The following is a 23,788-nucleotide window of genomic DNA, read 5'->3' on the forward strand; positions in this document are numbered from 1 at the left end:
CGGGCAGCCCATGGTGACTCGGCAGCATGAAGTGGAAACGGCGGGCTCCGCCTGCCCGGGGCAGTTACCGGACCTCTCCGGGTTCGATCTGGCAGCACTGCGCGGGATCGACCACCCCGTGCTGGCCCGGGTCATCGAAGGCATGGTGGAGAGGGTCACCCACCCCGCGGAGATCCTCAACGCCTTCGACTCGGGGGTGGCCTGACGGCGGACCCCTCACGCACCGCAGTCCCAAGGCCACGCAGAGCACCCACAGTTGTCCCGTTTCCGCCGTTAGCAGGTGCCGTCCGCCGGGCAGGGATGCACCGTCCGCGGCGCGGGAGGTACAGGTGATGAGGCAGACCGACACGAGCGACGCCGTGCTGCCCTCGACGCCTTCGACGCCCTTGACGCCATCGATGCCCGTGACGCCCTCTCGGCGGAACCACCTCGTCCACGCGCCGTGGCCGTACGCCCGGCTCGACGTGCCCGCGCTCCGCGCCGCGGGCCACCGGCCCCACCCGGTACGGCAGTTCGTGCTCAAGACCCGCAGCCGCTGCAACCTCGCCTGCACCTACTGCTACGTGTACGAGATGGCCGACCAGGGCTGGCGCGGCCAGCCCGCCGCCATGTCCCCGGCCACGGCCGCCCGCGCCGCCGCCCGCATCGCCGAGCACGCCGCCGCCCACGACCTGGCCCGCGTCGACCTCGTCCTGCACGGCGGCGAACCCCTGCTCACCGCACCCGCCGAACTGGCCGCCCCCGTCGACGCGGTACGGGCCGCCCTGGCCCGGACCTCGCCGCGGACCCGGGTCACCGCCACCGTCCAGACCAACGGCACCCTGCTCACCCGGGGCCGGCTCGGCGCGCTCGCCGCCGCCGGGATACGCGTCGGCGTCAGCCTCGACGGCGGACTGCCCGCGCACAACGCCCGCCGCGTGGACCGCACCGGCCGACCGGGGTTCGCCGCCGCCGCCCGCGGACTGCGCCTGCTCGCCCGGCACCCCGAGAGCTACGCCGGGGTGCTCTGCGTCGTCGACCTCGCCCAGGACCCGGTGGAGACGTACGAGTCCCTGCTCGCCTTCGCCCCGCCGGTCATCGGGCTGCTGCTCCCGCTGGCCAACTGGAACACCCCGCCGCCCGGCCACCACCCGCCCCGCACCCCGTACGCCGACTGGCTCGTCGCCGTCTTCGAACGCTGGTGGCACGACGCGGTGCTGCGGACCCGGATCCGGATCTTCGAGGAGATCATCGCCCTGCTGCTCGGACTGCCCGCCGCCACCGAGACCCTCGGCCTCGCCCCCGCCGCCACCGCCGTGATCGAGACCGACGGCTCCATCGAGCAGGCCGACTCGCTCAAATCCGCCTACGAGGGCGCGGCCGCCACCGGGATGACCGTGGAGAGCCACGGCTTCGACGCGTTCCTCGACCACCCCGGGCTCGCCGCCCGCCAGCTCGGCCGAGAGGCGCTCGCCGACGGCTGTCGCGCCTGCGAGCTCGTCGAGGTCTGCGGCGGCGGCCACTACCCGCACCGCTACCGCGCCGGCGAGGGCTTCCGGCAGCCCTCCGTCTACTGCGCCGACCTCCAGGTCCTCATCCGTCACATCGCGACGGCACTGCACACGGCCGCCGCGCAGGCAGCCCCCGGGCAGCCGGCCCCCGGGCAGCCGGGCGCCGGGCAGCCCGGACCGATGTCCGCCGGCCAGGCGCCCCGGCGGGCGGCCGCCTCATGAGCACGCCCCTGACCGGGTTCACCGTCACCTCGGCCACCCTGCGCGCCCTCGCGTCCACCGAGCCCTGCGCCGACGGCACCCGCCTGGTCCGCGACATCCGCCGCTCCAAGCGGCTCGTCCTGCTGCGCGGGGTCCTCGACGCCGCCCCCGGCGGCCGGGCCGGGGAGGCCGCCGACCACTGGGCCCTGCTGGAGGAGGCCGAACGGCGCGACCCCGACGCCGTCCGCGACGTACTGCACTACCCGGCCACCGGGGTGTGGGCCGAGGAGACCCTGCGCCGGCTGCACGCCCCGTACGGGCCCCCGGCCGACCTCGGCCACCTCGGAGCCCTCGCCGTCGCCGCGGCCCTGCGCTCCGGGATCACCTTCAAGACCACCCTGCGGCCCGTGCACGGCCGGCTCGTACTGCCCACCCTCGGACTGCTGCGCCCCGCCCGGCCCGGCCCGCTCGCCCTCACCGAAGGCTGCTGGGACCCCGACGACCCCGCCGCCCTCGTCCTGCACCCCCTGCCCGGCGGCCGTACCGCCCTCGACGACCTCGACCCGTACCGGGCCCCCGGGCCCGCCTACCCCGGGCCCGCCCACCCGGGGCCCGTCCGCCCCGCCCGCCGGCTCACCCCCAAGGGCCACAAGCGCTGGGACACCCAGTGGTCCGGGGCGCTCACCCTGCTCGACCGGTACGACACCGCCCGCGCCGACGAGATCGGCCTGCTGCTGCGCTCCGTCGTCCCGCTGGGCGGCGGCTCCCGCTCCAGCGGCGCCACCCTGCCCGCGGCCGCCGGGTCCGTCCTCGCCCGTACGCAGGCCCCGCCCGCGCTGGCCGCCACCCTCGTCCACGAGGTCCAGCACGGCAAGCTGACCGCCCTCGCCGACATCCTGACCCTGCACACCGCCGACCGCACGCCGCGGCACTGGGCCCCCTGGCGCGGCGACCCGCGCCCGTTGGAGGGACTCTTGCACGGCGCGTACGCCCATCTGGCCCTGGCCGGGTACTGGCAGCGCGCCGCCCTGTACGGCGCGCGCGGCGCCTGGGCCCAGCACGCCCGGATCCGCGCCCAGGTCGCCGCCGTCCTCCCCGTACTCCACGGGCATTCGCAACTCACCACGGCCGGGCGGGAGTTCACCGCCGCCATGGCCGTCGCGGAACGGGCCATGGACGACCTGCCGCCGCCCGGCGACCAGTACGCCGTCGCCCGCCGCGCCGTCGACCGGGAGCGCCGCGCCTGGTGCGCGCTCCACCCCGAACTCGCCCCGTTCGCAGAGGTCTGACGGGCCGTCCGCTGCGGTACCTTTCAAGCCCGTCCACCGCCCGGATGCCAGGGAGACGGCCGCATGACCACCGGACTTCGCCAGGACCGAGACCGCGACGGAGCCGCGCAGCCGCAGCGCTTCGTCATCAGCTTCGCCGGGTTCAACCGGCCCTGGGCCGTGTGGATCGCCCACCGCCTGGAGGAGCACGGCCACCGCGTCGCCCTCGCCCGCTGGGACCCGCGGTCCACCCCCGGCCTGGCCCCCGCCCTGGACGACCTGGCCCGCAGCGGCAGCCGGGTCCTGCTCATCCTCAGCGAGCGCTACTTCTCCGCCGCCGCCCACACCGACGAGGAGTGGAACACCGCCCTGCGCGCCGTCACCGACGCCCACCCCGACCGGTTCGCGGCCGTCTGCCTCACCGACGCGCATCTGCCCAGCGCCGTCGCCGTACTGGAGAAGACCGACCTGTGGGGCCTGGACGCGTACGAGGCGGAGTACCGGGTGCTGCGCCGGCTCGAACTGCCCACCGACCGCATCGGCGCCGAGACCGGCCGCCGCGGCCCCCGCTTCCCCAACGACCCGCCCGAGATCTGGGGCCGGGTCCCGCGCCGCAACCCGCGCTTCACCGGCCGCAACGACGTGATCGGCCGGCTGCGCGCCGCCCTCGCCGACGCCCCGCCCGGCGCCTCGACCGTCACCCTGCTCGGACTGTCCGGGGTGGGCAAGACGCAGGTCGCCACCGAGTACGCGTACCGCTTCGCCTCCGAGTACGACGTGGTGTGGTGGGTCCCCGCCGAGGACCGGCCCACGCTGCGCGAGCGGCTCGCCGACCTGGCTCCGGCGATGGGCCTGCCGCGCGGCGCCGGAAGTTACGGCGAGCAGATCCGGGCCGTCCTGGAGGCGCTGCGGCGCGGATCCCCGTACAGCCGCTGGCTGGTGGTCTTCGACGGCTGCGACAACCCCGACGACCTCACCGATCTGCTGCCCTCGGGCGCCGGCGACGTCATCATCACCTCCCGCAACCGCGAATGGGCCTCGCGGCACACCAGCCTCCTCGAAGTCCCGCTGTACGCGCGTCCCGAGTCGATCACCTTCATCCGCCGCCGGGCCCGCCGGCTCACCGGCGAGGAGGCCGACCAGCTCGCCGAGGCCCTGGAGGACTACCCCCTCGCCCTCGACCAGACCGCCGGCTGGCTCGCCGACTCCCCGCTGACGGTGGGCGACTACCTGGCCCTGCTCCAGCGCAGACTGGACTCCCACGAGGCCGTCACCGTCTCCGACGACTACCCGCTGCCCTTCCCCACCGCCCTCGCGATACTGCTGAACAACGTCCGGGAGAACTTCCCCGACGCGCTCGCCCTGCTGCGGCTCTTCGTGTTCTTCGCGCCCGGGCCGGTGCCGCTGCGGCTGCTGCGGGAGTTCCCCGCCGACGACGTGCCCGAGCAGCTCGCCGGGCTCATCAACGACCAGATCCGGTGGAACGCCGCCCTGAACAAGCTCGTCCAGTTCTCGGTCGTCCGCCTCGAATACTCCGACCTGTCGGTGGAGGAGGGCGGGGGCGGGCTGGAGACCGTGCAGCTGCACCGCATGGTGCACGGGATCGTCCGCGAGGACCTCTCCGAGGAGGAGGCCGAACCGCTCTCCCGCGCCGTCCGGCAGGTCCTCGCCGCCGCGGACCCGGGCCGCCCCTCCGACTCCCGGCTGTGGCCGCGGTACGCCGAGCTGATCCCGCACCTGGAGAGCGCCGGCGTCCTGACCAGCAGCAACCCGCGGATCCAGACCTTCCTGCTGCACTGCCTGCGCTACCTGATCCTCGCCGGGGAGTACCGCACCTGCCTGCGGCTCGCCGAGCACACCGACGCCGTGTGGCGCGCGATGCTCGGCGACGACCACGACCAGGTCCGCGAGCTCAGCTACCACTACGGCGGCGCCCTGCGGATGCTCGGCCACTTCAAGCGTGCCGAGACCCTCGCCAAATCGGTCGCCGACCGGCTGCTGGCCGAGCGCGGCGACCGGGACCTGGAGACCCTGCGCGCCACCAGCACGTACGCCGGGGTGCTGCTCAGCACGGCCAAGTTCGACCGGGCCCGCGAACTGCTGGAGCACGCCTTCGCCCGCTACCGCGAACTGCTCGGCGAGGACGACTCCACCACCCTCAACGCCGAGAACAACGTGGCCGTCGCGCTGAGGCTGCTGGGCCGCTACCAGGAGGCGTACGACACCGACCTCGACACCCTGCGCCGGCGCGAGCGGGTGCTGCGCGTACGGCACATCGCCACCCTCTCCTCCGGGATCGGCTGCGCGATGGGGCTGCGGCTGATGGGCCGCTACCGCGAGGCCCTCGCCCGCCAGGAACAGGGCCTCAAGCTCAACAGCCAGGTCCTCGGCCCCAACCACCCCCAGACCCTGCGCGCCGAGCACAACCTCGGCATGTGCCTGCGCCGCTCCGGGGACATCCCGGGCGCCGGGGCCCGGCTGCGCAGCGTCCTGGAGCGCTCCACGCGGGTGTTCGGCGCGGAGTTCCCGTGGACGCTGATGGTCGCCTCGGACTACGCGACGTACCTGCGGGAGTACGGGGACATCGGCGAGGCCCGCCGGATCTCGGAGGAGGTGGTCCGCGGCTATCAAACCCAACTCGGACTCGCCCACCCGTACAGCATCGGCACGGTCGGCAACCTCGGCCTCGTCCTGCGCGCCCAGGGCGAACGGGTGGAGGCCCTCAATCTGGCGGAACAGGCGCTGGTCGGCATGCGCGGCGCAGTCGGCGACCGCCACCCGTGGACCCTGGGCTGCGCCCTGAACGCCACGGGCCACCGCAACATCACGGGCCACTTCGAGGACGCGGTGTCCCTGAGCCGTGAAACCCTCCGCAGCTGCGAACAGATCCTGGGCCCGGACCACCCGATGACCCTGAGCGCCCAGATCGCCCTGGCCGCCGACCTCCGCTCGGTCCGCGAGGACACGGAGGCCCAGAAACACGAGGACGCGGGCCTGAAGGCCCTGACCCGCACCCTGGGCCCCCAACACGTCCACACGGTCTCGGCCCGCCAACAGAACCGCCCGTACTGGGACTTCGAGCCGCAGCCGTAGCGGGTACCCGCGCCACCGGTCAATCCCGCGGACGGGCCGCGACCTCGTGGACCGACGCCCGGTCGGCGTTCACCCGTGCGCGGAACCGTCCGGCTTCCAAGGACAGGGCCACGGGCGTACGGGCTCCGGGGCCGAGCGTGATGCGCCCCACCGGGTCACTGTCCTGCGCGGCCTCCAGTGCGGCGGCCGCGCCGGTCAGCGGAAGCTGCACCTGGACCGTGTCGCATCCGTCCTCGGCGGGCAGGTCGAAGCGGATCAGCAGCTGAGGTCCGTCCTCGACGCGCCACACGACCTCCCGTACGAGGACCCCGTCGAGCTCCGGAACGGACCGAGCCCCGTATACCGTCCGTACCGCTTCGGGATTGTCGACGAAATCGAGCCAGCCGACAGCCTGCCCGACCGCTTCCGCCTGCGGAGCCGCAACCTCCTCGGGGAGCGGGAGCCTGACCCGGTCGATCAGCCGGCGCTCACTGGCACCGAACGCCTGGTAGTTCCGGCGGGCCTCACGGAGCGTGACGTGATTCGGGCCGCCCACGTACCGGTCGGGATCACGGTAGTCCCCACCGTCGTCCTGCCATCCGCAGACGGGGCAGATCTCATGGTGCCCCGGCACAAGGACAGTGAGGTTCCCGCAGACGATGCAGGGAAATACGTGCGCGGTCACTACTGCTCCAGCCCTGGACGATCGTTTCAAGCATTGTGCGCGCAGCGCTGTTCGCGTAGCCCTGGGCCTTGTACTCGATGCCCTGGAGCATGCCCTCCAACTTGTCCGCGCCGCGCGTGCAGACCGCCTCGGGCGTGTACCGAGTGCTCGCGCTCACGTCGCCGCGTGAAGAACTCGTATATATGCGCGGGTGGTTGTGGCTGGTGTGGGTAGCGTGGCGGTCGGGGCTGCTCTGCGGCCAGGGACACGGGGGTCTCGGCGATGTCGTTCGATGAAGAGTGGGCCGCGGACAAGGCGGCGGCCGTCAGCATGAGGCTGAACCACGCCGACAGTACGGGTGGTTCGGCTCCGAAGGAGGGCTCGGCCGACTACGTGGTCGAGGACGACGACCTCGGCGAGATCGGCCATGCCGCCCACGGCCTGTTCGACGGCCTGGAACCCGCCGGGAAGCACGCGAGCGCGGCGAGCGAGAGCGCCGGGAGCGGCCTGAAGGGTGACGGCTTCGACGCCGGCGCCGCGCTCTCGGAGGTGAACAAGACCTGGGAGACGCAGGTCAAGACCCTCCTCCAGGCGTGCGCGCACATCTCCAACCACCTCGACTACACGAAGAGGTCGAACAAGGGCAACGACGAGTGGATCGGGGCGCAGCTGCGCATCATCGGTCCCGTCGTGCCGGGCCGCGACGGCGCCGTGTCCGCGTCCAAGATCAACGAGTTCTTCCGGTAAGGAGCCGCAGCCATGCCCACGTTCGAGCAGCTCCTGAACGTCAAGCTGGGTCCGATGGACACCGCGGTCACCCAGTGGACCGAGATGATCGCCAAACTGACGCAGCTCAAGACCGATGCGTCGGCCATGCAGGGCAAGGCCGGCAAGTCCACCTGGAGGGGTGAGAACGCCTCCGTGACGAAGGAGTTCGTCACGAAGACGGCCAAGGAGTTCGGTGACGCCGTCACCGAGGCCGAATCCGTACGCGACCTCCTCCAGGACGCCCACACCTTACTCAAAACCGCCCATGACGACCTCAAGGCCACGTACGAGAACCCTCCTCCGGGCATCACCATCTACCCGAACGGCGTGCTCAGCCACCGCGTCCACCCCGACCGCCGGTCCAAGGACAGCACCGAGCCGATTGCCACCGAGGCGCAGTTCGAGGCGCTGCGCGGCAAGATCGAAGGCATCCTGCAGCGTGCCAACGAGGCCGACGAACTGTGTGCCTGGGGTCTTCGCGCGCTGATCAAGAACCACCCCAACGACTTCGGCAGCACCGACCTCGGCGGCGTAGCCGACGCCAAGAAGATGCGCGCCGAGGAGAAGCAGCAGACGGAGAACGGCCGCGAGGCGGCCAAGCTCTACGGCCGCTGGGAGTACCTCGACGACAAGGAGCGTGAGCGGCTCCTCACCCTGGTCGAGGGTGGCAAGGACTCGCCGGCGTTCTCCGCCGAGCTGATGCAGAACCTCAGCTACAACGGCCGCGAGGACCAGGAGGCGGTGCTGCTGCTCGCCGGAAGCCTGGAGAACGGCGGCCGCGACGGCCAGGTCTCCGCCACCGACGCCCGTCTCTACAAGGCCCTGTCCGGGAGCCTGGCCACCGCCACCGGACCCGACTCGCCGATCGGCTCGCCGGGCGGCGTCACCTCGCCCTGGACCGACCGGCTCATCGCCACCGCGCGCAACGGCAACGGTCTGCCGAACCAGCACCCGGGGCAACTGTCGGGCGGGGCGACGGGCTGGAAGGCCCTCACCGATCTGATGGCCGCCGACGCCGGGGACAAGCCGTACGACCCGAAGGACCCCAAGGACAGTCCGTTCCGCAAGGACAAGGACGACCCCGTCTACAGCGAGGCCTTCCTGAAGAAGGTCGGCGACGGCATCCGCGAGTGGGAGACCCACGACAAAGACGCCTACGACGGGGTCATGAAGAACTGGCAGGGCACCCAGGAGGACCCGATGAAGGGTCTGATGAACGCGATGAGCCGCAACCCGTCCGCCGCCACCCACTACTTCGATCCCCACACGACGGACAACCTGAAGTACTTCCTGGAGGACCGTGAATGGCCGGGTGGCGACGTTCAAGACAAGATGCCTGAGGACCTGCAGCGGACCTCCGCCCGTGGCGAGTTCGCGGCCGCCGTCGACGCCGCGGCCACAGGCCGTCAGCCGGGCGGCCCGCTGCACCCCGTGGGCACGCGCCACGACGGTGCCGAGACCGCGATCTTCGAGCGAATGGTCGACGAGTACGCCGAGGAGACGAAGAAGAACCAGAGCGCCGTGCCCGTCACCATGCGCATGGCCATGGGCGAGATGATCGGCGACTACGGCTCCGACGTGCACCAGATCCTCGGCAAGGACATGGATGGGCACACCGCCTTCAACGATCTCGACATCGACCGCGGGGCCCTGACCCGGATCATCCGCTCCACCGCCGAGGACCCGCAGGCCTTCGGCGTCATCCACGCCTCGCAGACCGCGGTGATCGCCGACGGCCTCGACCGCTTCCCGGCGGACTCCTACCGTAAGGAAGACCCGGAACTGCGCGCCTGGGTCAAGCAGTCCTCTGAGGTGCTCGGCCACCTCGACGGCACGCGAGGGGATGTCATCTACGACCTCGGGCAGGCACAGAAGGACGCCAACAGCTGGAACAAGATGATGAACTACCACATCATCGGCGCGCCCCTGACGGCCATCCCCGTAGCGGGTGACGTCCTCCAGCGCTCGATCGACGTCGGCACGGCCGCGTACATGAACGATCTCAACTCCAAGGTCGATGCCGAGACCCGCAACAACATGATCAACCACTACGACAACGGCGAGAAGCAGATGGACGCCATGCTGCGCCAGATGGCGCAGGGGCGGGGTCTTGCCCTGTCGGAGCTGGACGCGAGCCCTGGGGAGTACGAGGACGGCCTCCAGCCCACCGCCCAGCAGTGGTATCAGAACGGCATCAAGGACGCTGACATGAAGATGGGCGAGCGTTGACCGTGAACAGGAAGTACCTGGTGCTGCCCGCCGTGCTCCTGGCCGCGGCGGCGGTCGTCACCGCGATCCAGCTGTGGCCCAGCCCGCTGAAGGACCTGCGTGCGCGTAACCTCTGCCTCGGCATGCTCACCGAGAAGACGGCGGGGCTGCTGTCCGACGGCATGGGTGGCCGGGTCACCGTCGACGAGCACAAGACCGGCAAGTCCGGGGCGGACCCCGTCTTCTCCACCACCTGCTTCTTCATCCGGGTCCCGGAGAAAGCCACCGAAGGCCCGCTCCAGTACACCCTCGCCGTCCGTCCCGCCAACACCCTGAACAACCCGGCCAAGGGCGCCACCGGGCTTCCCGACGGCCGTTCGGGATGGGTGGGCCCCCGGCAGAGCGAGGTCCAGGTCCCCGCCGGCTGCCCGAAGAGGATGAAGGCGGGCACTGAGTACGTAACGGTCTCGCTGGAGGTCGCACCCGGCGTCGTCGTGGCGGAGAACTGGGACGACGCGGCCCTCGTAGCGGCCTCTCGCACCGTGGTCCTTGAGGCCGTTGACCACCTCGCCAAGCAGTACGACTGCGAGGCCTGAGCTCGCTCGGGCCTTCACCCTTCTCCCACCACCGGCGGGCCTGGGGCTTCGAGGTTCGGCACCTCATCACCCGGCATCAGGGAGGGTTTGGGGGTTTCCCGTCAGTCCCATCGTCCTTCCGGTGCGGGCCGGCCCGTCAAGGGCGCTCCCTGCGGTCGCGTCGCTCCGCGATGGCCTTCGGCCACCCTTGACCCCCCGTCCCACCCCGGAAAGACAAAGGACTGCCGGGAACCCCCCAAAAGAACGGCACGGGCCAGAGCGCAATGAGCGGGGCAGATCAGGGACCGACTGCCACGTTCCCCGGGCAGCGTCCGGCAAGGCTCACCACCCCGTCCGGGCAGGGTCGGGGCGCGGGCATCAGGCAACCTTCCGCCCGGGCCAATGCGTAGGCATGTTTCGAGTCGGTGGCGGCTCTACCCGCACGAATCAGCGACCAGCAGCCCATCGGAGGCAGGCCCGCAGCAGATCGCTACGCGCTCCTCACGCCTGGCGTCCGACGGCCGTCCGGGGCTGAGCGGTTGGTCATTGGACTGTTCTCGTCGACTGCAGGGCCTCAGGCCTTCTCGCCGAGGGCGTTGCGCAGCCAGTCCAGCGGTCCCTGTGCGAGCAGCTCGTCGGCCAGCCGCTGCCCCGTCTCGGTCGCGATCCGGGCCCGGCTGTTGTCGATCCACCGCTGTGCGTTCGCGTAGCCCTGGGCCTTGTACTCGATGCCTTGGAGCATGCACTCCAGCTTGTCCGCGTCGCGGGCGCAGACCGCCTCAGGTGAGTCTTTCGCCTCGTACTCGGCGACCAGCTCGCGAATCGCCGACGCGAGTACGTCGGGCATGCCCGCGGTCTGGTCGGCCGTCACGGCCTGCGGGTCGCCGGCCGGCGCATACTTCTTCCCGAGGTGGTTGACGTCCCCGGTACGGGTCTCCTGCGTGTCGTGCCAGACGGCCAGGAACGCGGCACGCGCGGGGTCGGCGCCCTCCAGCTTCGCGATGACCGACGCGATGAGCGAGGTGCGCCACGAGTGCTCGGCGACGCTCTCGGGGTCGTTGACGCCGGCCATCCACCAGCCGGTACGGCGGGTGTGCTTGAGCGTGCCCGCCTCGTAGAGGAAGCGCGCCACCGCGGACAGGTCGTCAGCCACTGTGTCTCCTTCTCATGCCTCGGCGAGGCGAATCGCGTACCGGATGCCCTCCAGCTCTCGGCGCGCACGCGCCGAGGCCGCGTCACCATCCAACATCAGGTGGTCCGCGAGGAGGGCTCACAAGCAGTGGACACTGAGGTCTCTGGTACGCCAACGGGGCCGCGAGGGAGGCGTTTTCGTGCGTTCTGGATCACACAGAATCGGCCCTGCCCCATACCCTGTTGGTGTCGAGCTGCAAGGAGAGGGGCAAGGCCGCCATGTCACCTGAGGCTACTCCGGACCCGTACACCGACCCGTTGGTCTTCGGGCAAAGAATGCAGATCCTCCGCCAGCGCCGCGGCCTCACCCGCGACCAACTCGGCGGCCTTCTCGCGCGATCCGGATCATGGGTCAAGGCCATCGAGACCGGCCGTCTGCGGACCCCGCATCTGCCCGTCATCCTCCGCATCGCCGAGGTGCTGCGCGTCCGGGACCTGTCCGACCTCACGGGGGACCAGTCCATGCGGGTCGGGCTGTTCACCGGCCCCGGGCATCCGCGGTTCGCCGCGGTCCGCGAGGCCCTCAACACGCTCCAGCTCGGCGACAGCCGAGAGGCACCGCCGGCCGCGCACCTGACCGCGCGCCTCGCGCGCGCGTGGTCGGCCCGGCATTCGGCGCCGAATCACCGCGAAGTGGTCGGGGCGCTGCTCCCGGATCTGGTGCGGGACGCGCAGGCTGCGGTCCGCCAGGCCACGACCGTTGCCGACCGGAAAGCGGCCCAAGCGCGCCTGGCAGAGGTGTACTTCCTCGCGCAGTTCTTCTGCGCCTACCAGCCGGACGCGCCCTTGGTGTGGCGTGTGGCGGAGCGCGGCATGATGGCCGCGCAGGACTCCGAGGACCCGCACGCGATCGGCCTCGCCGCGTGGCTGACCACGCAGGCCCACCGGGAGAGTGCCCACCTGGACGCGGCGGACGCTGTGACCCTGGAGACGCTCCGCTACCTGGAGCCGCTCCTCCCTGACGCCGACACGGACGTCCGCGCGGTCGCCGGTGCCCTCACCGTCGAGGCGGGGCTGACGGCCGCCCGCCGCGGCGAGACCGGCACGGCGTGGCGGTACTGGGACGATGCCCGGGCCCTGGCCGAGTCCCTACCCCGTGGGTACTTCCACCCGGTGACGAGCTTCTCCCGGGCCGTCATCGGCGCTCACGCGGTCACCGTCGCAGTCGAGCTGCACGCCGGCGGCGAGTCGGCGCGCCAAGCCGCGCGGGCGGAGGCGGAGGCGATTCCGTCGCGGCCGCGACGGGCCCGGCATCGGATCGAGCAGGCCCGCGCGTACCACCTCGACGCGCAGCCGGACGTGGCACTGGCGACGCTGGCGCAGGCCCACGAGGCTGCGCCGGAAACCGTGCAGTACAACGGGTACGCGAAGCGGATCGTCCTGGAGGAGGCCGAGTCGAAGAGCCCTGCCCGCCGCAGGCGAGCGTCTGAACTCGCCTCGCGGCTGGGGCTGCTGACTGCCTGAAGGCACGGGCACAAACTGTGCCTCTGCCTGTACCGGGCCGCCCCTACCGTCGTCACACCACCCAATGACGACGGCAGGGAGTGAGACCCCGTGATGCATGAAGCAGTACCCCGCCCCTTCGAGGATGTCCCTCACGCACTGCTCCACAAGCGGGTGCGGGACATTGCGTCCGGCGTCGAGGGGGAGCTCATGGCGGTGGTCCGTCAGGACGTCTCCGACACACCGGTCCGTGAGCGCTGGGTGCAGCTGGCGTATGTCCGGGGTCCGTCCGGCCGGGAGATCTCCACGGCCGTGGCCAACATCGAGGCCGTGTGATGGAGGCCGCCGACCTGTTCCCCCGGCTGCCGGTCCCTCCGGACTCCTGCGCCGAGTGCACCGCCCACGTCGCAGCCCGCTTCCAGGCCCACGTGGACCGTGACCGCTCACGCGTCAGCGACATGAACGTCCTGATCATGCGACACCACCCCGAACTGCGCGTCCGTCGCCAGACAGGCTCAGGCGCGTAGCGATCTGTGGCGGCCTATGTCCAGCCACAGAGGGGCGTCGGACGCCAGTGGCGAGGAGCGCGTAGCGATTTGACGCGACCGGGGACGCTGATGGGCTGCTGGTCGTCGTTTCGTGCAGGTTGGGCCGTCGGCGACCCGGTTCACGCATGCTGGTGGGCCCGATGGCCAAGCCCCCGGACTCTGGCTGCTTCCTGAGCCGGCCGCTCATGGCTCTCCGCCCCGTGCCGTTCTTTTGGGGGCTTCCCGGCAGTCCTTTGTCTTTCCGGGGTGGGACGGGCGGTCAAGGGTGGCCGAAGGCCATCGCGGAGCGACGCGACCGCAGGGAGCGCCCTTGAGGGCCCGGCCCGCACCGGAAGGACGATGGGACTGACGGGAAACCCCCAAACCTTCCCTGATGCGGGTCAATTGGATGCCGAACCCCGCGTCGCCGGGGTCCACTGGCCGACTCGGCCCGGCGGAACTCTGCTGTCCGAGGCCCGTCCGGCGATGTGCCGCGCCCGCTTCGTTGCCGAGGGGGCGGGTGGGCAAATGCCGGGTCCGGTGGGGGGAGAGGGGGGTGAAGGCCCCGGGCGAGCGGAGCTCCTCGACTCCGTCCGGCGATGCGCTGCGCCGCGCCTCGCTGCCGATGGGGGCGGGTGGGCAGCCACCGCTTGGCGGTGGGGGGAGAGGGGGCGAAGGCCCCGGGGCGGCGGAGGCCCCGGGGCGGCGGAGGCCCGTACGTAGCCGGAAGGCCCGGCACCCCCTTTGGGGGCCGGGCCTTCCGTCGTGCCGTCGGCTTCGTGGTTACGCCTCGAAGACCTCGTTCAGGAGGAGCTGCTGCTCCGCCTGGTGGCGCTTCGCCGAGCCCACCGCCGGGGAGGAGCCGTGCGGGCGCGAGATGCGCCGCAGGCGCTCGCCCGCCGGGACGTCCGCGCCGACCGCCAGGTCGAGGTGGTCGATCAGGTTGAGGGCGATGAAGGGCCACGCGCCCTGGTTCGCCGGCTCCTCCTGCGCCCAGATGTACTTCGCCGCGTTCGGGAACTTGGCGATCTCCGCCTGGAGTTCCGCACCCGCCAGCGGGTACAGCCGCTCGATGCGGATGATCGCGGTGTCCGTGATGCCGCGCTTCTCCCGCTCGGCCTCCAGGTCGTAGTAGACCTTGCCCGCGCAGAACACGACCTTGCGGACCGCGTTCGGGTCCACCGTCGAGTCGCCGATCACCGGGCGGAAGGAACCGCTGGTGAACTCCTCGGCCTTCGACGCCGCCGCCTTCAGACGCAGCATCGACTTCGGGGTGAAGACGATGAGCGGCTTGTGGTGCGGGTTGTGGACCTGCCAGCGCAGCAGGTGGAAGTAGTTCGACGGCAGGGTCGGCATCGCGACCGTCATGTTGTCCTGCGCGCACATCTGCAGGAAGCGCTCGGGACGCGCGGACGAGTGGTCCGGGCCCTGGCCCTCGTAGCCGTGCGGCAGGAGGAGGGTGACGCCGGACGTCTGGCCCCACTTCTGCTCCGCGGAGGAGATGAACTCGTCCACGACGGTCTGCGCGCCGTTGACGAAGTCACCGAACTGGGCCTCCCAGAGGACCAGAGCGTCCGGGCGGGCCAGCGAGTAGCCGTACTCGAAGCCCATGGCCGCGTACTCGGAGAGCAGCGAGTCGTAGACGTTGAAGCGGGCCTGCTCGTCCGACAGGTACTGCAGCGGGGTGTAGTCCTCGCCGGTCTCCCGGTCGATCAGCACCGCGTGGCGCTGGCCGAACGTACCGCGGCGGGAGTCCTGGCCGGACAGCCGGACCGGGGTGCCCTCCATCAGCAGCGAGCCGAAGGCGAGGGTCTCGCCCATGCCCCAGTCGATGGTGCCCTCGTCGATCATCGCCGCGCGGCGCTGCAGCTGCGGCAGCAGACGCGGGTGGACGGTGACGTGGTCCGGGATGTTGACCTGGGACTCGGCGATCCGCTTGACGACCTCCTGGGAGACCGACGTGTTCACCTTGACCGGGAACTCCTGCGCGGTCTGCGCCGGGGACACCGGGGCGCCGACGGGCTGCGTGGAGGCCTCGCGGACCTCCGCGAAGACCTTCTCCAGCTGGCCCTGGAAGTCCTGGAGCGCCTGCTCCGCCTCTTCCAGCGTGATGTCGCCGCGACCGATGAGGGACTCGGTGTACAGCTTGCGCACCGAGCGCTTCTTGTCGATCAGGTCGTACATCAGCGGCTGCGTGAACGCCGGGTTGTCCGACTCGTTGTGACCGCGGCGGCGGTAGCAGATGAGGTCGATGACGACGTCCTTGTTGAACGCCTGACGGAACTCGAAGGCGAGCCGCGCGATGCGGACCACGGCCTCCGGGTCGTCGCCGTTCACGTGGAAGATCGGCGCCTCGATCATGCGGGCCACGTCGGTCGCGTACATCGAGGAACGCGAGGACTCCGGGGCGGCGGTGAAGCCGACCTGGTTGTTGATCACGACGTGGACGGTGCCGCCGGTGCGGTAGCCGCGCAGCTGAGACATGTTCAGCGTCTCGGCGACGACACCCTGGCCGGCGAAGGCCGCGTCACCGTGCAGGGCGACGGGCAGGACGGTGAAGTCCGTGCCGCCCTTGTTGATGACGTCCTGCTTGGCGCGGGCGACACCCTCCAGGACCGGGTCCACGGCCTCCAGGTGCGAGGGGTTGGCGACGAGCGAGACCTTGATCTGCTCCCCGTCCAGGCCCGTGAAGGTGCCCTCGGCGCCCAGGTGGTACTTGACGTCGCCGGAGCCGTGCATGGACTTCGGGTCGAGGTTGCCCTCGAACTCGCGGAAGATCTGCGCGTACGACTTGCCGACGATGTTCGCGAGCACGTTCAGGCGGCCGCGGTGGGCCATGCCGATGACGACCTCGTCGAGGCGGGCCTCGGCGGCCGAGTCGAGGACGGCGTCGAGCAGCGGGATGACGGACTCGCCGCCCTCCAGCGAGAAGCGCTTCTGGCCGACGTACTTCGTCTGCAGGAAGGTCTCGAAGGCCTCCGCCGCGTTCAGGCGGCGCAGGATGCGCAGCTGCTCCTCGCGCTCCGGCTTGGAGTGCGGGCGCTCGATGCGGTCCTGGATCCAGCGGCGCTGCTTCGGGTCCTGGATGTGCATGAACTCGACGCCGGTGGTGCGGCAGTACGAGTCGCGCAGCACGCCGAGGATGTCGCGGAGCTTCATCATCGACTTGCCGGAGAAGCCGCCGACCGCGAACTCGCGCTCCAGGTCCCACAGGGTGAGGCCGTGCTCGGTGATGTCGAGGTCGGGGTGCTTGCGCTGCTTGTACTCCAGCGGGTCGGTGTCGGCCATGACGTGGCCGCGGACCCGGTAGGAGTGGATCAGCTCGAAGACGCGGGCGGCCTTCGTGACGTCGTCGTCGTGTGAGGCGTCGATGTCCCGGAGCCAGCGGACCGGCTCGTACGGGATGCGCAGGGCCTCGAACACGTCGTCGTAGAAGCCGCTCTCGCCGAGCAGCATGTTCGCGACGATGCGCAGGAACTCGCCGGAGGCGGCGCCCTGGATGACCCGGTGGTCGTAGGTCGAGGTCAGGGTCATGACCTTGGAGATGCCCAGCTTGTTCAGGGTGTCCTGCGAGGTGCCCTGGAACTCGGCGGGGTAGTCCATGGAGCCGACGCCCATGATGACCGACTGTCCGGGCATCAGGCGGGGCACGGAGTGGACGGTGCCCAGGCCGCCGGGGTTGGTCAGCGAGACGGTGACGCCGGTGAAGTCGTCCATCGTCAGCTTGCCGACGCGGGCGCGGCGGACGATGTCCTCGTACGCCTGCCAGAACTCGAAGAAGTTGAGGGTCTCGGCCTTCTTGATGCCGGCGACGACGAGCTGGCGGTCGCCGTTGGGCTTCACCAGGTCGATCGCGAGGCCGAAGTTCACGTGCTCCGGCTTGACCAGGGTGGGCTTGCCGTCCTTCTCCGCGAAGGAGTAGTTCATCGACGGCATGGCCTTGATGGCCTGCACCATCGCGTAGCCGATCAGGTGCGTGAAGGAGATCTTCCCGCCCCGGGCGCGCTTCAGGTGGTTGTTGATGACGATGCGGTTGTCGAACAGAAGCTTCACCGGGACGGCGCGGACGGACGTGGCCGTCGGGACGTCGAGGGAGGCGTTCATGTTCTTGGCCACGGCTGCCGCCGGGCCGCGGAGCGTCACCAGCTCGGGGCCCGCGGGGGCCTCGGTGGCGGGCGCGGCCTTCTGGGCGGCGGCGGGAGCGGCGGCCGGAGCCGGAGCCGGGGCCTGAGGGGCTGCGGCGGCCGGTGCGGCGGCCTGGGCCTGGGAGGTGACAGTCACAGCAGGGGCACCAGAGGGGGTGGCAGGAGCAGGGGCAGGAGCTGACACAGGCGTGCGCGCGGCGGCAGGAGAGGGCGCGGCGGCGCTCGCCGCCCCCGTGGCGGCGGCGTCGGAGACCTGCGGGGTGACAGCGGCGGCGGCCTGTGCGGAGGCGCCGTCCGTCGTCGGGGACTTCTTGGGCTCGTCCGGCTTCACCGGAGACGCAGTGCCCCCCGGCTTGTAGTCGGCGAAGAAGTCCCACCAGGCCCGGTCGACCGAATTCGGGTCCTGGAGGTACTGCTGATAGATCTCGTCGACGAGCCACTCGTTGGCACCGAAGCCTGAGGCAGGGGTCTTCCCGCCCTCTGCTGCTTCGGTCGTGGTGCTCGGGTTACTGGGGGACTGTGGCGACACGGCGGCAACCGCCCTCTTCCGCTTCACAAGGTATGGACAGCGGGAATAAAGGCTACGCCTCCCTGGCCGGTGGATGCAGACCGGGCGGGAGATACGTCATGTAGGTCACACCGAACGGCGGGTTTCGCCGCTCTGAATGGCGGGAAACCAGCCTGGTTCGGGTAGGGGGCACCGTGGTTGCGGCCCCCATGGCTTCGCACCCCTGACGGACCCCGGCACGTGTGGCCGAGATCATGTCCTACGCACTCGAACCCTACGTCAATGTGACGCCGGGGAGCTGCCCGGAAGCGTGACGAGGATGCGGCAGCCGCGTGACGATTCGGCCACCCCGATATGCCCTCCGTGCAGGCCGACGGCCCAGCGGGCGATCGCGAGCCCCAGTCCGGTGCCCCCGTCGCCGCCGTTCGCGCTGCCCCGGTTGAACCGCTCGAAGACCCGGTGCCGCTCGGCCTCCGGGATGCCCGGGCCCTCGTCCCGTACCTCCAGCGCCAGGCTCCCGGGCCCGTCGCCCTCCCGGGCCCGGACGGTGACCCGGCCGTGCGGCGGGCTGTGCTTGACCGCGTTGTCGATCAGGTTCGCCACCACCTGGTGCAGGCGCTCGGCGTCCGCGTACGCCGTGAGCTCGGGCGGGAACACGTCCAGGTGCAGGTGTACGTCGTTGCGGGTGTGCCCGCCCGAGCCGGAGGTCAGGCCCGGCCGGCCGGCCGCCGCGAGGCCCGACTCCTTCAGGACCCCCGACAGGTACGGCCACACCTCGAAGCGGCGCGCCTTCAGCGGCACGACCCCGTTGTCCACCCGGGACAGGTCCAGCAGGGTCTCCACGAGCCGGCCCAGACGCTCGGTCTGCTTCAGCATCGTGCGCATGGTCTCCGGATCGGCGGCCGAGACCCCGTCCACCACGTTCTCCAGCACCGCCCGCAGCGCCGCGATCGGCGTGCGCAGCTCGTGCGAGACGTTGGCGACCAGCTCCTTGCGGTGCCGGTCCACCGCCTCCAGGTCGTCCGCCATCAGGTTGATCGTGGAGGCCAGGTCGCCCAGCTCGTCGCGGCGCCCGGCCCCGCGCACCCGGCGCGTGTAGTCCCCGTCGGATATCGCCCGGGCCACCGTGGTCATCTCGTCCAGCGGCGCGGTCAGGCTGTGCGCCACGAACTGCGTGATCAGCATCGAGGCGATCACCGAGAACACCGTGATGAACCGGAACTCGGTGCTCGTGCGCACCGCCACCATCAGCAGGCCCGTCGTGATGAAGACCGAGACCACGACGAGCGTGCCCAGCTTGGTCTTGATCGAGAACGGGGAGAACGGCCGCAGCCCCCCGGCGCGAGCACCGGCTCCACCGGAGCGGCTGACGCCGCGCCCTCGATCGCGCCCGATGCTCACGCCTGGGCCGGGGTCTCCAGGGCGTACCCGACGCCGTGGACCGTACGGATCCGCTCCGCCCCGATCTTGCGGCGCAGGGCCTTGATGTGGCTGTCGACCGTACGGGTGCCGGACGCGTCGGCCCAGTCCCACACCTCGGCGAGCAGCTGCTCCCGCGAGAGCACCGCCCGCGGGGTGCCGGCCAGGCAGACCAGCAGGTCGAACTCGGTGGGCGTCAGGTGCACGTCCTCTGCCTGCACCCGGACCCGGCGCTGCGCGTGGTCGATCTCCAGATCGCCCAGGCGCAGGGTGGCCCCGCGCGGGGCGGTGGCGGCCAGGGTGGCCCGTTCCACGCGCCGCAGCAGGACGTGGACCCGCGCCGCGAGCTCGCGCATGGAGAACGGCTTCGTCATGTAGTCGTCCGCGCCGACCCCGAGCCCGACCAGCATGTCGGTCTCGTCGTCCCGCGCGGTGAGCATCAGTACCGGCACCGGCCGTTGCGCCTGGACCCGGCGGCAGACCTCCAGGCCGTCGAAGCCGGGCAGCATGACGTCGAGGACCAGCAGCTCGGGCTGCCAGCTCTCGGCCGCAGCCACGGCGGCCGGGCCGTCGAACGCGGCCTGCACCTGGAAGCCCTCGGCGCGCAGCCGTGCCGCGATGGCGTCGGCGATCGTACGGTCGTCCTCGACCACGAGCACGCGCCGCTGTGCGCCGGGGGTGGCCGCGGCGCCGCCGTGGGTGGTGTGTGTCTGTTCCATGTCCCGCCCCTGAAGATCCGCGTGGTAGGGGTGCAGCGTAGAGGAGGCACCGGCCTGCGGCTATGCGGGGTTCAGACAGGGGAACGTGCGGAACCAGTGGTTCCGATTATGGCGGGTATGGGGATATGGGCGGTGATGCCGGGTGGCCGTCCCCCCACAGAACGGCCACCCGGCGCGCGGTGATCGTCAGCCACCGCGCGCATGTGGCGACCCTTTTGTCGACCCCCTACAGGGACAGACCGTGTCCGTACGGGAACACAGGGTCGACGGTGTCGTTCGGCACGTCCGGCCGCGAGGCCTCCACCGCCGCCATCGAACGCGGCAGCTCGAAGGGCAGCCGGCCCTCGGGGACGGCCCGGCCGAAGGCCACGTCGAGCAGCGCGGAGTCCTCGGCGCCGTAGTCCGCGATCAGCGCCGCCGCCCGCTCGGCGATCTCCGGGATCACCGCCGCCCGCTCCAGGTTGATGCAGACCAGGGTCGGTACGGCGGCCAGCAGCGCCAGGATCCGCGACAGTTCCGGCTCCGGATGGGCCAGCGAGCCCGAGTGGAAGAAGGATTCGAAGATGTTCTCCCGCGGCTCGTACGGGGTGTGCAGCCGCAGCACCGCCAGATCCGCCGCCCCCGGGTCGGACACGACCTCGCCGTACCCGGCCGCGACGGCCTCGTCCACGCCCTCCACGTACAGCTTCGGGGTCCCGGAGACCGGCAGCAGGGCGCCGGGATTGGTCAGCACCGTGAGCGAACGGCGCTGGGCCGCCGCCCCCGCCGCCGCGAAATCGGCCCGCCCGACCGTCTCCGCCGCCGCGTCCGGGTCCACGTACGGGTTCTCGAACAGGCCCAGTACGAACTTCTCGCGCAGCAGCCGCGCCACCGACGCGTCGATCCGCGACTGCGCGATCCGGCCCGAGCGGACCAGTTCCACGATCACCTCGGGGCACTGCTCCCCGCCGAACTGGTCGGAGCCGGCGTCCAGCGCGTGCGCCGCCCGCTCGGCGACCGTCAGGTGCTCCACGCCCCAGGCCCGCGCCGGGTGGACCTCGCCGAAGATCGACGCGTCGTTGAGCAGCCCCCAGTCGGTGCAGACGATCCCCTCGAAGCCCAGCTCCTCCCGGAGCAGGCCCGTGACCACGCCCTTGTTGAAGCCGAAGCCGACCTCCTCCCAGTCCGTGCCGATCGGCTGGCCGTAGTACGGCATCATCTGCGCACAGCCGGCGGCGATGGCCGCCTTGAACGGCTCCAGGTGGTGCTCGCGCATCCCGCCCGGGTAGACCTGCTCCTTGCCGTGCGCGAAGTGGGGGTCCTCGCCGTCCTTCTGCGGGCCGCCGCCGGGGAAGTGCTTGACCATCGCCGAGACGGACTCGGGGCCGAGCTCCGGGCCCTGGAGCCCGCGGACGTACGCCTGGACCAGCTCGGCGGTGAGCTGCGCGTCGGAGCCGAACGTGCCGGTCTGGCGGGCCCAGCGGGGCTCGGTGGCCAGGTCGATCTGCGGGTGCAGGGCGACGCGGAAGCCGACGGCCAGGTACTCGCGGCGGACGGTGTCCGCGAAGCGGAAGACCAGCTCCGGGTCGCCGATCGCGGCCAGGCCCAGCGCCTCCGGCCAGGCGGAGAAGGCGCCGGCGTTGAAGGAGGCGCCGACGTTGTCGGTGAAGGCGTGCCGGGGGTCGGTCGAGAGGGTGACCGGGATGCCGAGGCGGGTGGCCGCGGCCATCTCCTGCACCGCGTTCTGCCACTGCGCCATCTCGCGGGCGCCGTAGGTGCCGAGCAGGTTGAAGTGGCTGATGAACCGGTCCCCGACCAGCTCGGGCGTGGTGAACGGGAGCATCGAGCCGTCGGTCTCGGTGACCGGGGTGCCGTCCGGATTCATCATCAGCATGGAGTGGAAGAGCTGGCCGGCCTTCTCCTCCGGCGTCATCCGGGAGAGCAGGTCCGCCACGCGCAGGTCCACGGGGAGGGCGGCGTCCTTGTACGGGGGGATGGCGGCGGGGGGCGTGGCGTTCATCGGCGTACGGCTCCTGGGTGCGGTCCGGGATGGGGGGCCATCCCGGGGGAGGGGCTCACCGTAAGCGCGAAAACCATGCACCCACTAGGTTTTGGAAAAGTGACCTGAATCACTCCCTTCGGGGGCCGGGCGTGGGCACGGCCTAGGGTGGGCCGTATGGCACAGCACAAGGAGGCGGCCGCCGCGAAGGCCGCCGGCCGCGGCACCTACGCGGTCGGCGACGCCCGCCGCCGGAAGATCCTCGACACCGCGGTGGAGCACTTCGCGCAGTGGGGATTCCACGCCTCCTCGCTCGCCCGCATCGCCCACGACTGCGGCATCACCCAGGGCGGGCTCCTGCACCACTTCCGGGGCAAGGAGGACCTGCTGCTGTCGGTGCTGGCGCAGAGCGAGCAGCACGACGTGGAGCGGCTGTTCAGCGAGCCGGCGGAGTCCGTCGCCGCGTACTACGCGACCGTCGTCGCCCTGGCCGCGGACAACGCCCGCCGCCCCGGCCTCGTACGGATGTACAACACGCTGGTCGGCGAGTCCGGAAACCCCGGCCACCCGGCGCACGCGTACTTCACGCAGCGCTACGCCCGCGTCCTCGCGCACAACGTCCGGCTGCTGGAGACGGGCGTCGCGCGGGGCGAGCTGCGGCCCGCCACCGACTGCGAGGCCGTCGCCCGCGAGACCATGGCCGTCATGGACGGGCTCCAGATCCAGTGGGTGCTGGCCCCCGAGGCCGTGGACATGCCGGCCGCGCTGCACGCGTACCTGGACCGCCAGCTGCGCGGCATCTCGACGGCGGGCACGGGCCTGGCGGGCCAAGACACGGCCTAGCCCTCTTCGAACGCCGGCAGCTCGTTCAGGACGTTGCGCAGGCCAGGGGTCAGGGACTGCTGGTCGGCGGCGACCTCGTAGCCGCCGTGCACGAAGACGTACAGGAACCCGTCGAAGACCCCCGGACCGCCCGTCGGGATCCTCGGCAGGTGCGCGAGATCCGCCTGCGCGAGCGCGGTGCGGAGCTTCGCCACGCGGTCCGCCGGCAGCTTCCCGGTGCCGATCGGGCGGGCCTGCCCGTCCAGCCGGGTCCATGAGCCGTCGCCCTTGACCAGCAGGCTGGTGGTCTTCCCGGCGTAGCCGCCGCTGCGGGTGACGGTGACGAGGCGCTCCAGCGCCGAGGAGGGCCCGGGGGAGACGGGCACGGACGAGGCGGACGCGGTGCCCGTCGGCTTCCCCGGCGGAGCGCCGGTCGTGCCCGGGGACCCGGGTCCGGGAGACGGCTGAGCCGAAGCGGAGGCGGAGGCCGACGCCGCGGGGCTGCCGCTGCCGCCCGGCGGGGGGCTCGCGGACGGCTTGGCCGACCCGCCGCCCCCCGAGCCGCACCCCGCCAGGACCACCGCACTCAGCAGTACCGCCGCCACCGCTCGGAACGCGCGCACACCCCACCCCCGGAGGTCTTCGGGCCGACCCCCGAGTATGGAGTCGGCACTGCCCGTACGGAAAGCACCAGGAGGACGACATCCGCCGCATCGCCGCCCGGCGCTGGCTGCCGCCGCTGCTCGCCGTCCTCCTCGGCCTCTGGGGCCTGGAGCGCGCCGGCGCGGAC

At 71.6% G+C, this 23,788-nt stretch carries 18 protein-coding genes; 11 read left to right on the forward strand and 7 right to left on the reverse strand.

Translation table 11 applies throughout. The features are described from left to right. Positions 1–10: 10 nt before the first annotated feature. From fxsA to fxsT, 4 genes are all read left to right on the forward strand, one after another. Complete coding sequence (fxsA, locus tag OG509_RS25315; RefSeq protein WP_385579287.1) at positions 11–205, forward strand: FxSxx-COOH cyclophane-containing RiPP peptide; 195 nt, start codon at positions 11–13, stop codon at positions 203–205. A 193-nt stretch (positions 206–398) separates the two neighbouring features. Then, a complete protein-coding gene (locus OG509_RS25320; RefSeq protein WP_406187677.1) occupies positions 399–1,712 on the forward strand; it encodes an FxsB family cyclophane-forming radical SAM/SPASM peptide maturase in 1,314 nt (437 codons plus the stop codon). Continuing rightward, entirely contained in the window at positions 1,709–2,980 is a 1,272-nt protein-coding gene (locus OG509_RS25325) for an HEXXH motif domain-containing protein (protein ID WP_406184782.1), read from the forward strand. Before OG509_RS25320 ends, OG509_RS25325 begins: the two co-directional genes overlap by 4 nt. Before the next feature lie 63 nt (positions 2,981–3,043). Continuing rightward, a complete protein-coding gene (gene fxsT, locus OG509_RS25330; RefSeq protein ID WP_406184783.1) occupies positions 3,044–6,052 on the forward strand; it encodes an FxSxx-COOH system tetratricopeptide repeat protein in 3,009 nt (1,002 codons plus the stop codon). Between the two features lie 19 nt (positions 6,053–6,071). Here fxsT and OG509_RS25335 read toward each other — a convergent pair whose 3' ends face one another. Continuing rightward, positions 6,072–6,665 carry a CPCC family cysteine-rich protein gene (locus OG509_RS25335; protein ID WP_406184785.1) on the reverse strand — a complete coding sequence of 198 codons (594 nt, stop codon included), beginning with the start codon at positions 6,663–6,665 and terminating at the stop codon, positions 6,072–6,074. Positions 6,666–6,977: 312 nt separating this feature from the next. Here OG509_RS25335 and OG509_RS25340 point away from each other — a divergent pair, with 312 nt between their 5' ends. The 3 genes from OG509_RS25340 to OG509_RS25350 are packed head-to-tail and all read left to right on the forward strand — an operon-like array spanning position 6,978 to position 10,267. Continuing rightward, on the forward strand, positions 6,978–7,442 hold the full coding sequence (locus OG509_RS25340) for a hypothetical protein (RefSeq protein WP_406184786.1): 465 nt from the start codon (positions 6,978–6,980) through the stop codon (positions 7,440–7,442). Positions 7,443–7,454: 12 nt separating this feature from the next. Next, positions 7,455–9,692: a DUF6571 family protein gene (locus OG509_RS25345; protein ID WP_406184787.1), complete on the forward strand. Its 2,238-nt coding sequence runs from the start codon at positions 7,455–7,457 to the stop codon at positions 9,690–9,692. A 2-nt stretch (positions 9,693–9,694) separates the two neighbouring features. Further along, positions 9,695–10,267: a hypothetical protein gene (locus OG509_RS25350; RefSeq protein ID WP_406187679.1), complete on the forward strand. Its 573-nt coding sequence runs from the start codon at positions 9,695–9,697 to the stop codon at positions 10,265–10,267. Positions 10,268–10,820: 553 nt separating this feature from the next. Here the strand turns inward: OG509_RS25350 and OG509_RS25355 are convergent. After that, a complete protein-coding gene (locus tag OG509_RS25355) occupies positions 10,821–11,399 on the reverse strand; it encodes an HD family hydrolase (RefSeq protein ID WP_406184789.1) in 579 nt (192 codons plus the stop codon). 257 nt (positions 11,400–11,656) lie between these two features. On the opposite strand from OG509_RS25355, the gene OG509_RS25360 reads away from it, so the two are divergent. The 3 genes from OG509_RS25360 to OG509_RS25370 all read left to right on the forward strand — a co-directional run bounded on the left by OG509_RS25360 (position 11,657) and on the right by OG509_RS25370 (position 13,407). Then, positions 11,657–12,901, forward strand: a complete 1,245-nt coding sequence (locus OG509_RS25360; RefSeq protein WP_406184791.1) for a helix-turn-helix domain-containing protein — start codon at positions 11,657–11,659, stop codon at positions 12,899–12,901. 93 nt (positions 12,902–12,994) lie between these two features. Next, positions 12,995–13,216 (forward strand): hypothetical protein, encoded by a 222-nt coding sequence (locus OG509_RS25365; protein WP_406184792.1) that lies wholly within the window; start codon positions 12,995–12,997, stop codon positions 13,214–13,216. Next, the gene (locus OG509_RS25370; RefSeq protein WP_406184793.1) at positions 13,216–13,407 is read left to right on the forward strand and encodes a hypothetical protein; all 192 of its coding nucleotides are present in this window, start codon (positions 13,216–13,218) and stop codon (positions 13,405–13,407) included. The genes OG509_RS25365 and OG509_RS25370 overlap by 1 nt, the downstream gene beginning before the upstream one ends. Positions 13,408–14,190: 783 nt before the next feature. On the opposite strand, the gene OG509_RS25375 is transcribed toward OG509_RS25370, so the two are convergent. From OG509_RS25375 to OG509_RS25390, 4 genes are all read right to left on the reverse strand, one after another. After that, entirely contained in the window at positions 14,191–18,081 is a 3,891-nt protein-coding gene (locus OG509_RS25375) for a multifunctional oxoglutarate decarboxylase/oxoglutarate dehydrogenase thiamine pyrophosphate-binding subunit/dihydrolipoyllysine-residue succinyltransferase subunit (RefSeq protein WP_406184794.1), read from the reverse strand. 258 nt (positions 18,082–18,339) lie between these two features. Continuing rightward, positions 18,340–19,455, reverse strand: a complete 1,116-nt coding sequence (locus tag OG509_RS25380; protein ID WP_406187680.1) for an ATP-binding protein — start codon at positions 19,453–19,455, stop codon at positions 18,340–18,342. Positions 19,456–19,457: 2 nt separating this feature from the next. After that, positions 19,458–20,198, reverse strand: a complete 741-nt coding sequence (locus tag OG509_RS25385) for a response regulator transcription factor (RefSeq protein ID WP_030153642.1) — start codon at positions 20,196–20,198, stop codon at positions 19,458–19,460. A gap of 226 nt (positions 20,199–20,424) precedes the next feature. After that, positions 20,425–22,197, reverse strand: a complete 1,773-nt coding sequence (locus OG509_RS25390; RefSeq protein ID WP_406184796.1) for a glycoside hydrolase family 3 protein — start codon at positions 22,195–22,197, stop codon at positions 20,425–20,427. Positions 22,198–22,353: 156 nt separating this feature from the next. Here OG509_RS25390 and OG509_RS25395 point away from each other — a divergent pair, with 156 nt between their 5' ends. Continuing rightward, positions 22,354–23,019, forward strand: coding sequence for a TetR/AcrR family transcriptional regulator (locus OG509_RS25395; RefSeq protein WP_406184798.1), 666 nt, complete (start codon positions 22,354–22,356; stop codon positions 23,017–23,019). Here the strand turns inward: OG509_RS25395 and OG509_RS25400 are convergent. After that, positions 23,016–23,621, reverse strand: a complete 606-nt coding sequence (locus OG509_RS25400) for a hypothetical protein (RefSeq protein WP_406184800.1) — start codon at positions 23,619–23,621, stop codon at positions 23,016–23,018. The two genes, OG509_RS25395 and OG509_RS25400, sit on opposite strands and share 4 nt — an antisense overlap. Between the last annotated feature and the right edge of the window lie 167 nt (positions 23,622–23,788).

It is taken from the genome of Streptomyces sp. NBC_01006 (genome assembly GCF_045162725.1).
GTDB lineage: Bacteria > Actinomycetota > Actinomycetes > Streptomycetales > Streptomycetaceae > Streptomyces.

What these genes read in the sequence shown, in the direction of transcription:
- OG509_RS25365 (WP_406184792.1), top strand. Translation starts at nt 12,995, where the DNA reads ATGCATGAAGCAGTACCCCGCCCCTTCGAGGATGTCCCTCACGCACTG.
- OG509_RS25385 (WP_030153642.1), bottom strand. Translation starts at nt 20,198, where the DNA reads ATGGAACAGACACACACCACCCACGGCGGCGCCGCGGCCACCCCCGGC.
- fxsT (WP_406184783.1), top strand. Translation starts at nt 3,044, where the DNA reads ATGACCACCGGACTTCGCCAGGACCGAGACCGCGACGGAGCCGCGCAG.
- OG509_RS25370 (WP_406184793.1), top strand. Translation starts at nt 13,216, where the DNA reads ATGGAGGCCGCCGACCTGTTCCCCCGGCTGCCGGTCCCTCCGGACTCC.
- OG509_RS25325 (WP_406184782.1), top strand. Translation starts at nt 1,709, where the DNA reads ATGAGCACGCCCCTGACCGGGTTCACCGTCACCTCGGCCACCCTGCGC.
- OG509_RS25345 (WP_406184787.1), top strand. Translation starts at nt 7,455, where the DNA reads ATGCCCACGTTCGAGCAGCTCCTGAACGTCAAGCTGGGTCCGATGGAC.
- OG509_RS25360 (WP_406184791.1), top strand. Translation starts at nt 11,657, where the DNA reads ATGTCACCTGAGGCTACTCCGGACCCGTACACCGACCCGTTGGTCTTC.
- OG509_RS25395 (WP_406184798.1), top strand. Translation starts at nt 22,354, where the DNA reads ATGGCACAGCACAAGGAGGCGGCCGCCGCGAAGGCCGCCGGCCGCGGC.
- OG509_RS25340 (WP_406184786.1), top strand. Translation starts at nt 6,978, where the DNA reads ATGTCGTTCGATGAAGAGTGGGCCGCGGACAAGGCGGCGGCCGTCAGC.
- OG509_RS25320 (WP_406187677.1), top strand. Translation starts at nt 399, where the DNA reads ATGCCCGTGACGCCCTCTCGGCGGAACCACCTCGTCCACGCGCCGTGG.
- OG509_RS25390 (WP_406184796.1), bottom strand. Translation starts at nt 22,197, where the DNA reads ATGAACGCCACGCCCCCCGCCGCCATCCCCCCGTACAAGGACGCCGCC.
- fxsA (WP_385579287.1), top strand. Translation starts at nt 11, where the DNA reads ATGGTGACTCGGCAGCATGAAGTGGAAACGGCGGGCTCCGCCTGCCCG.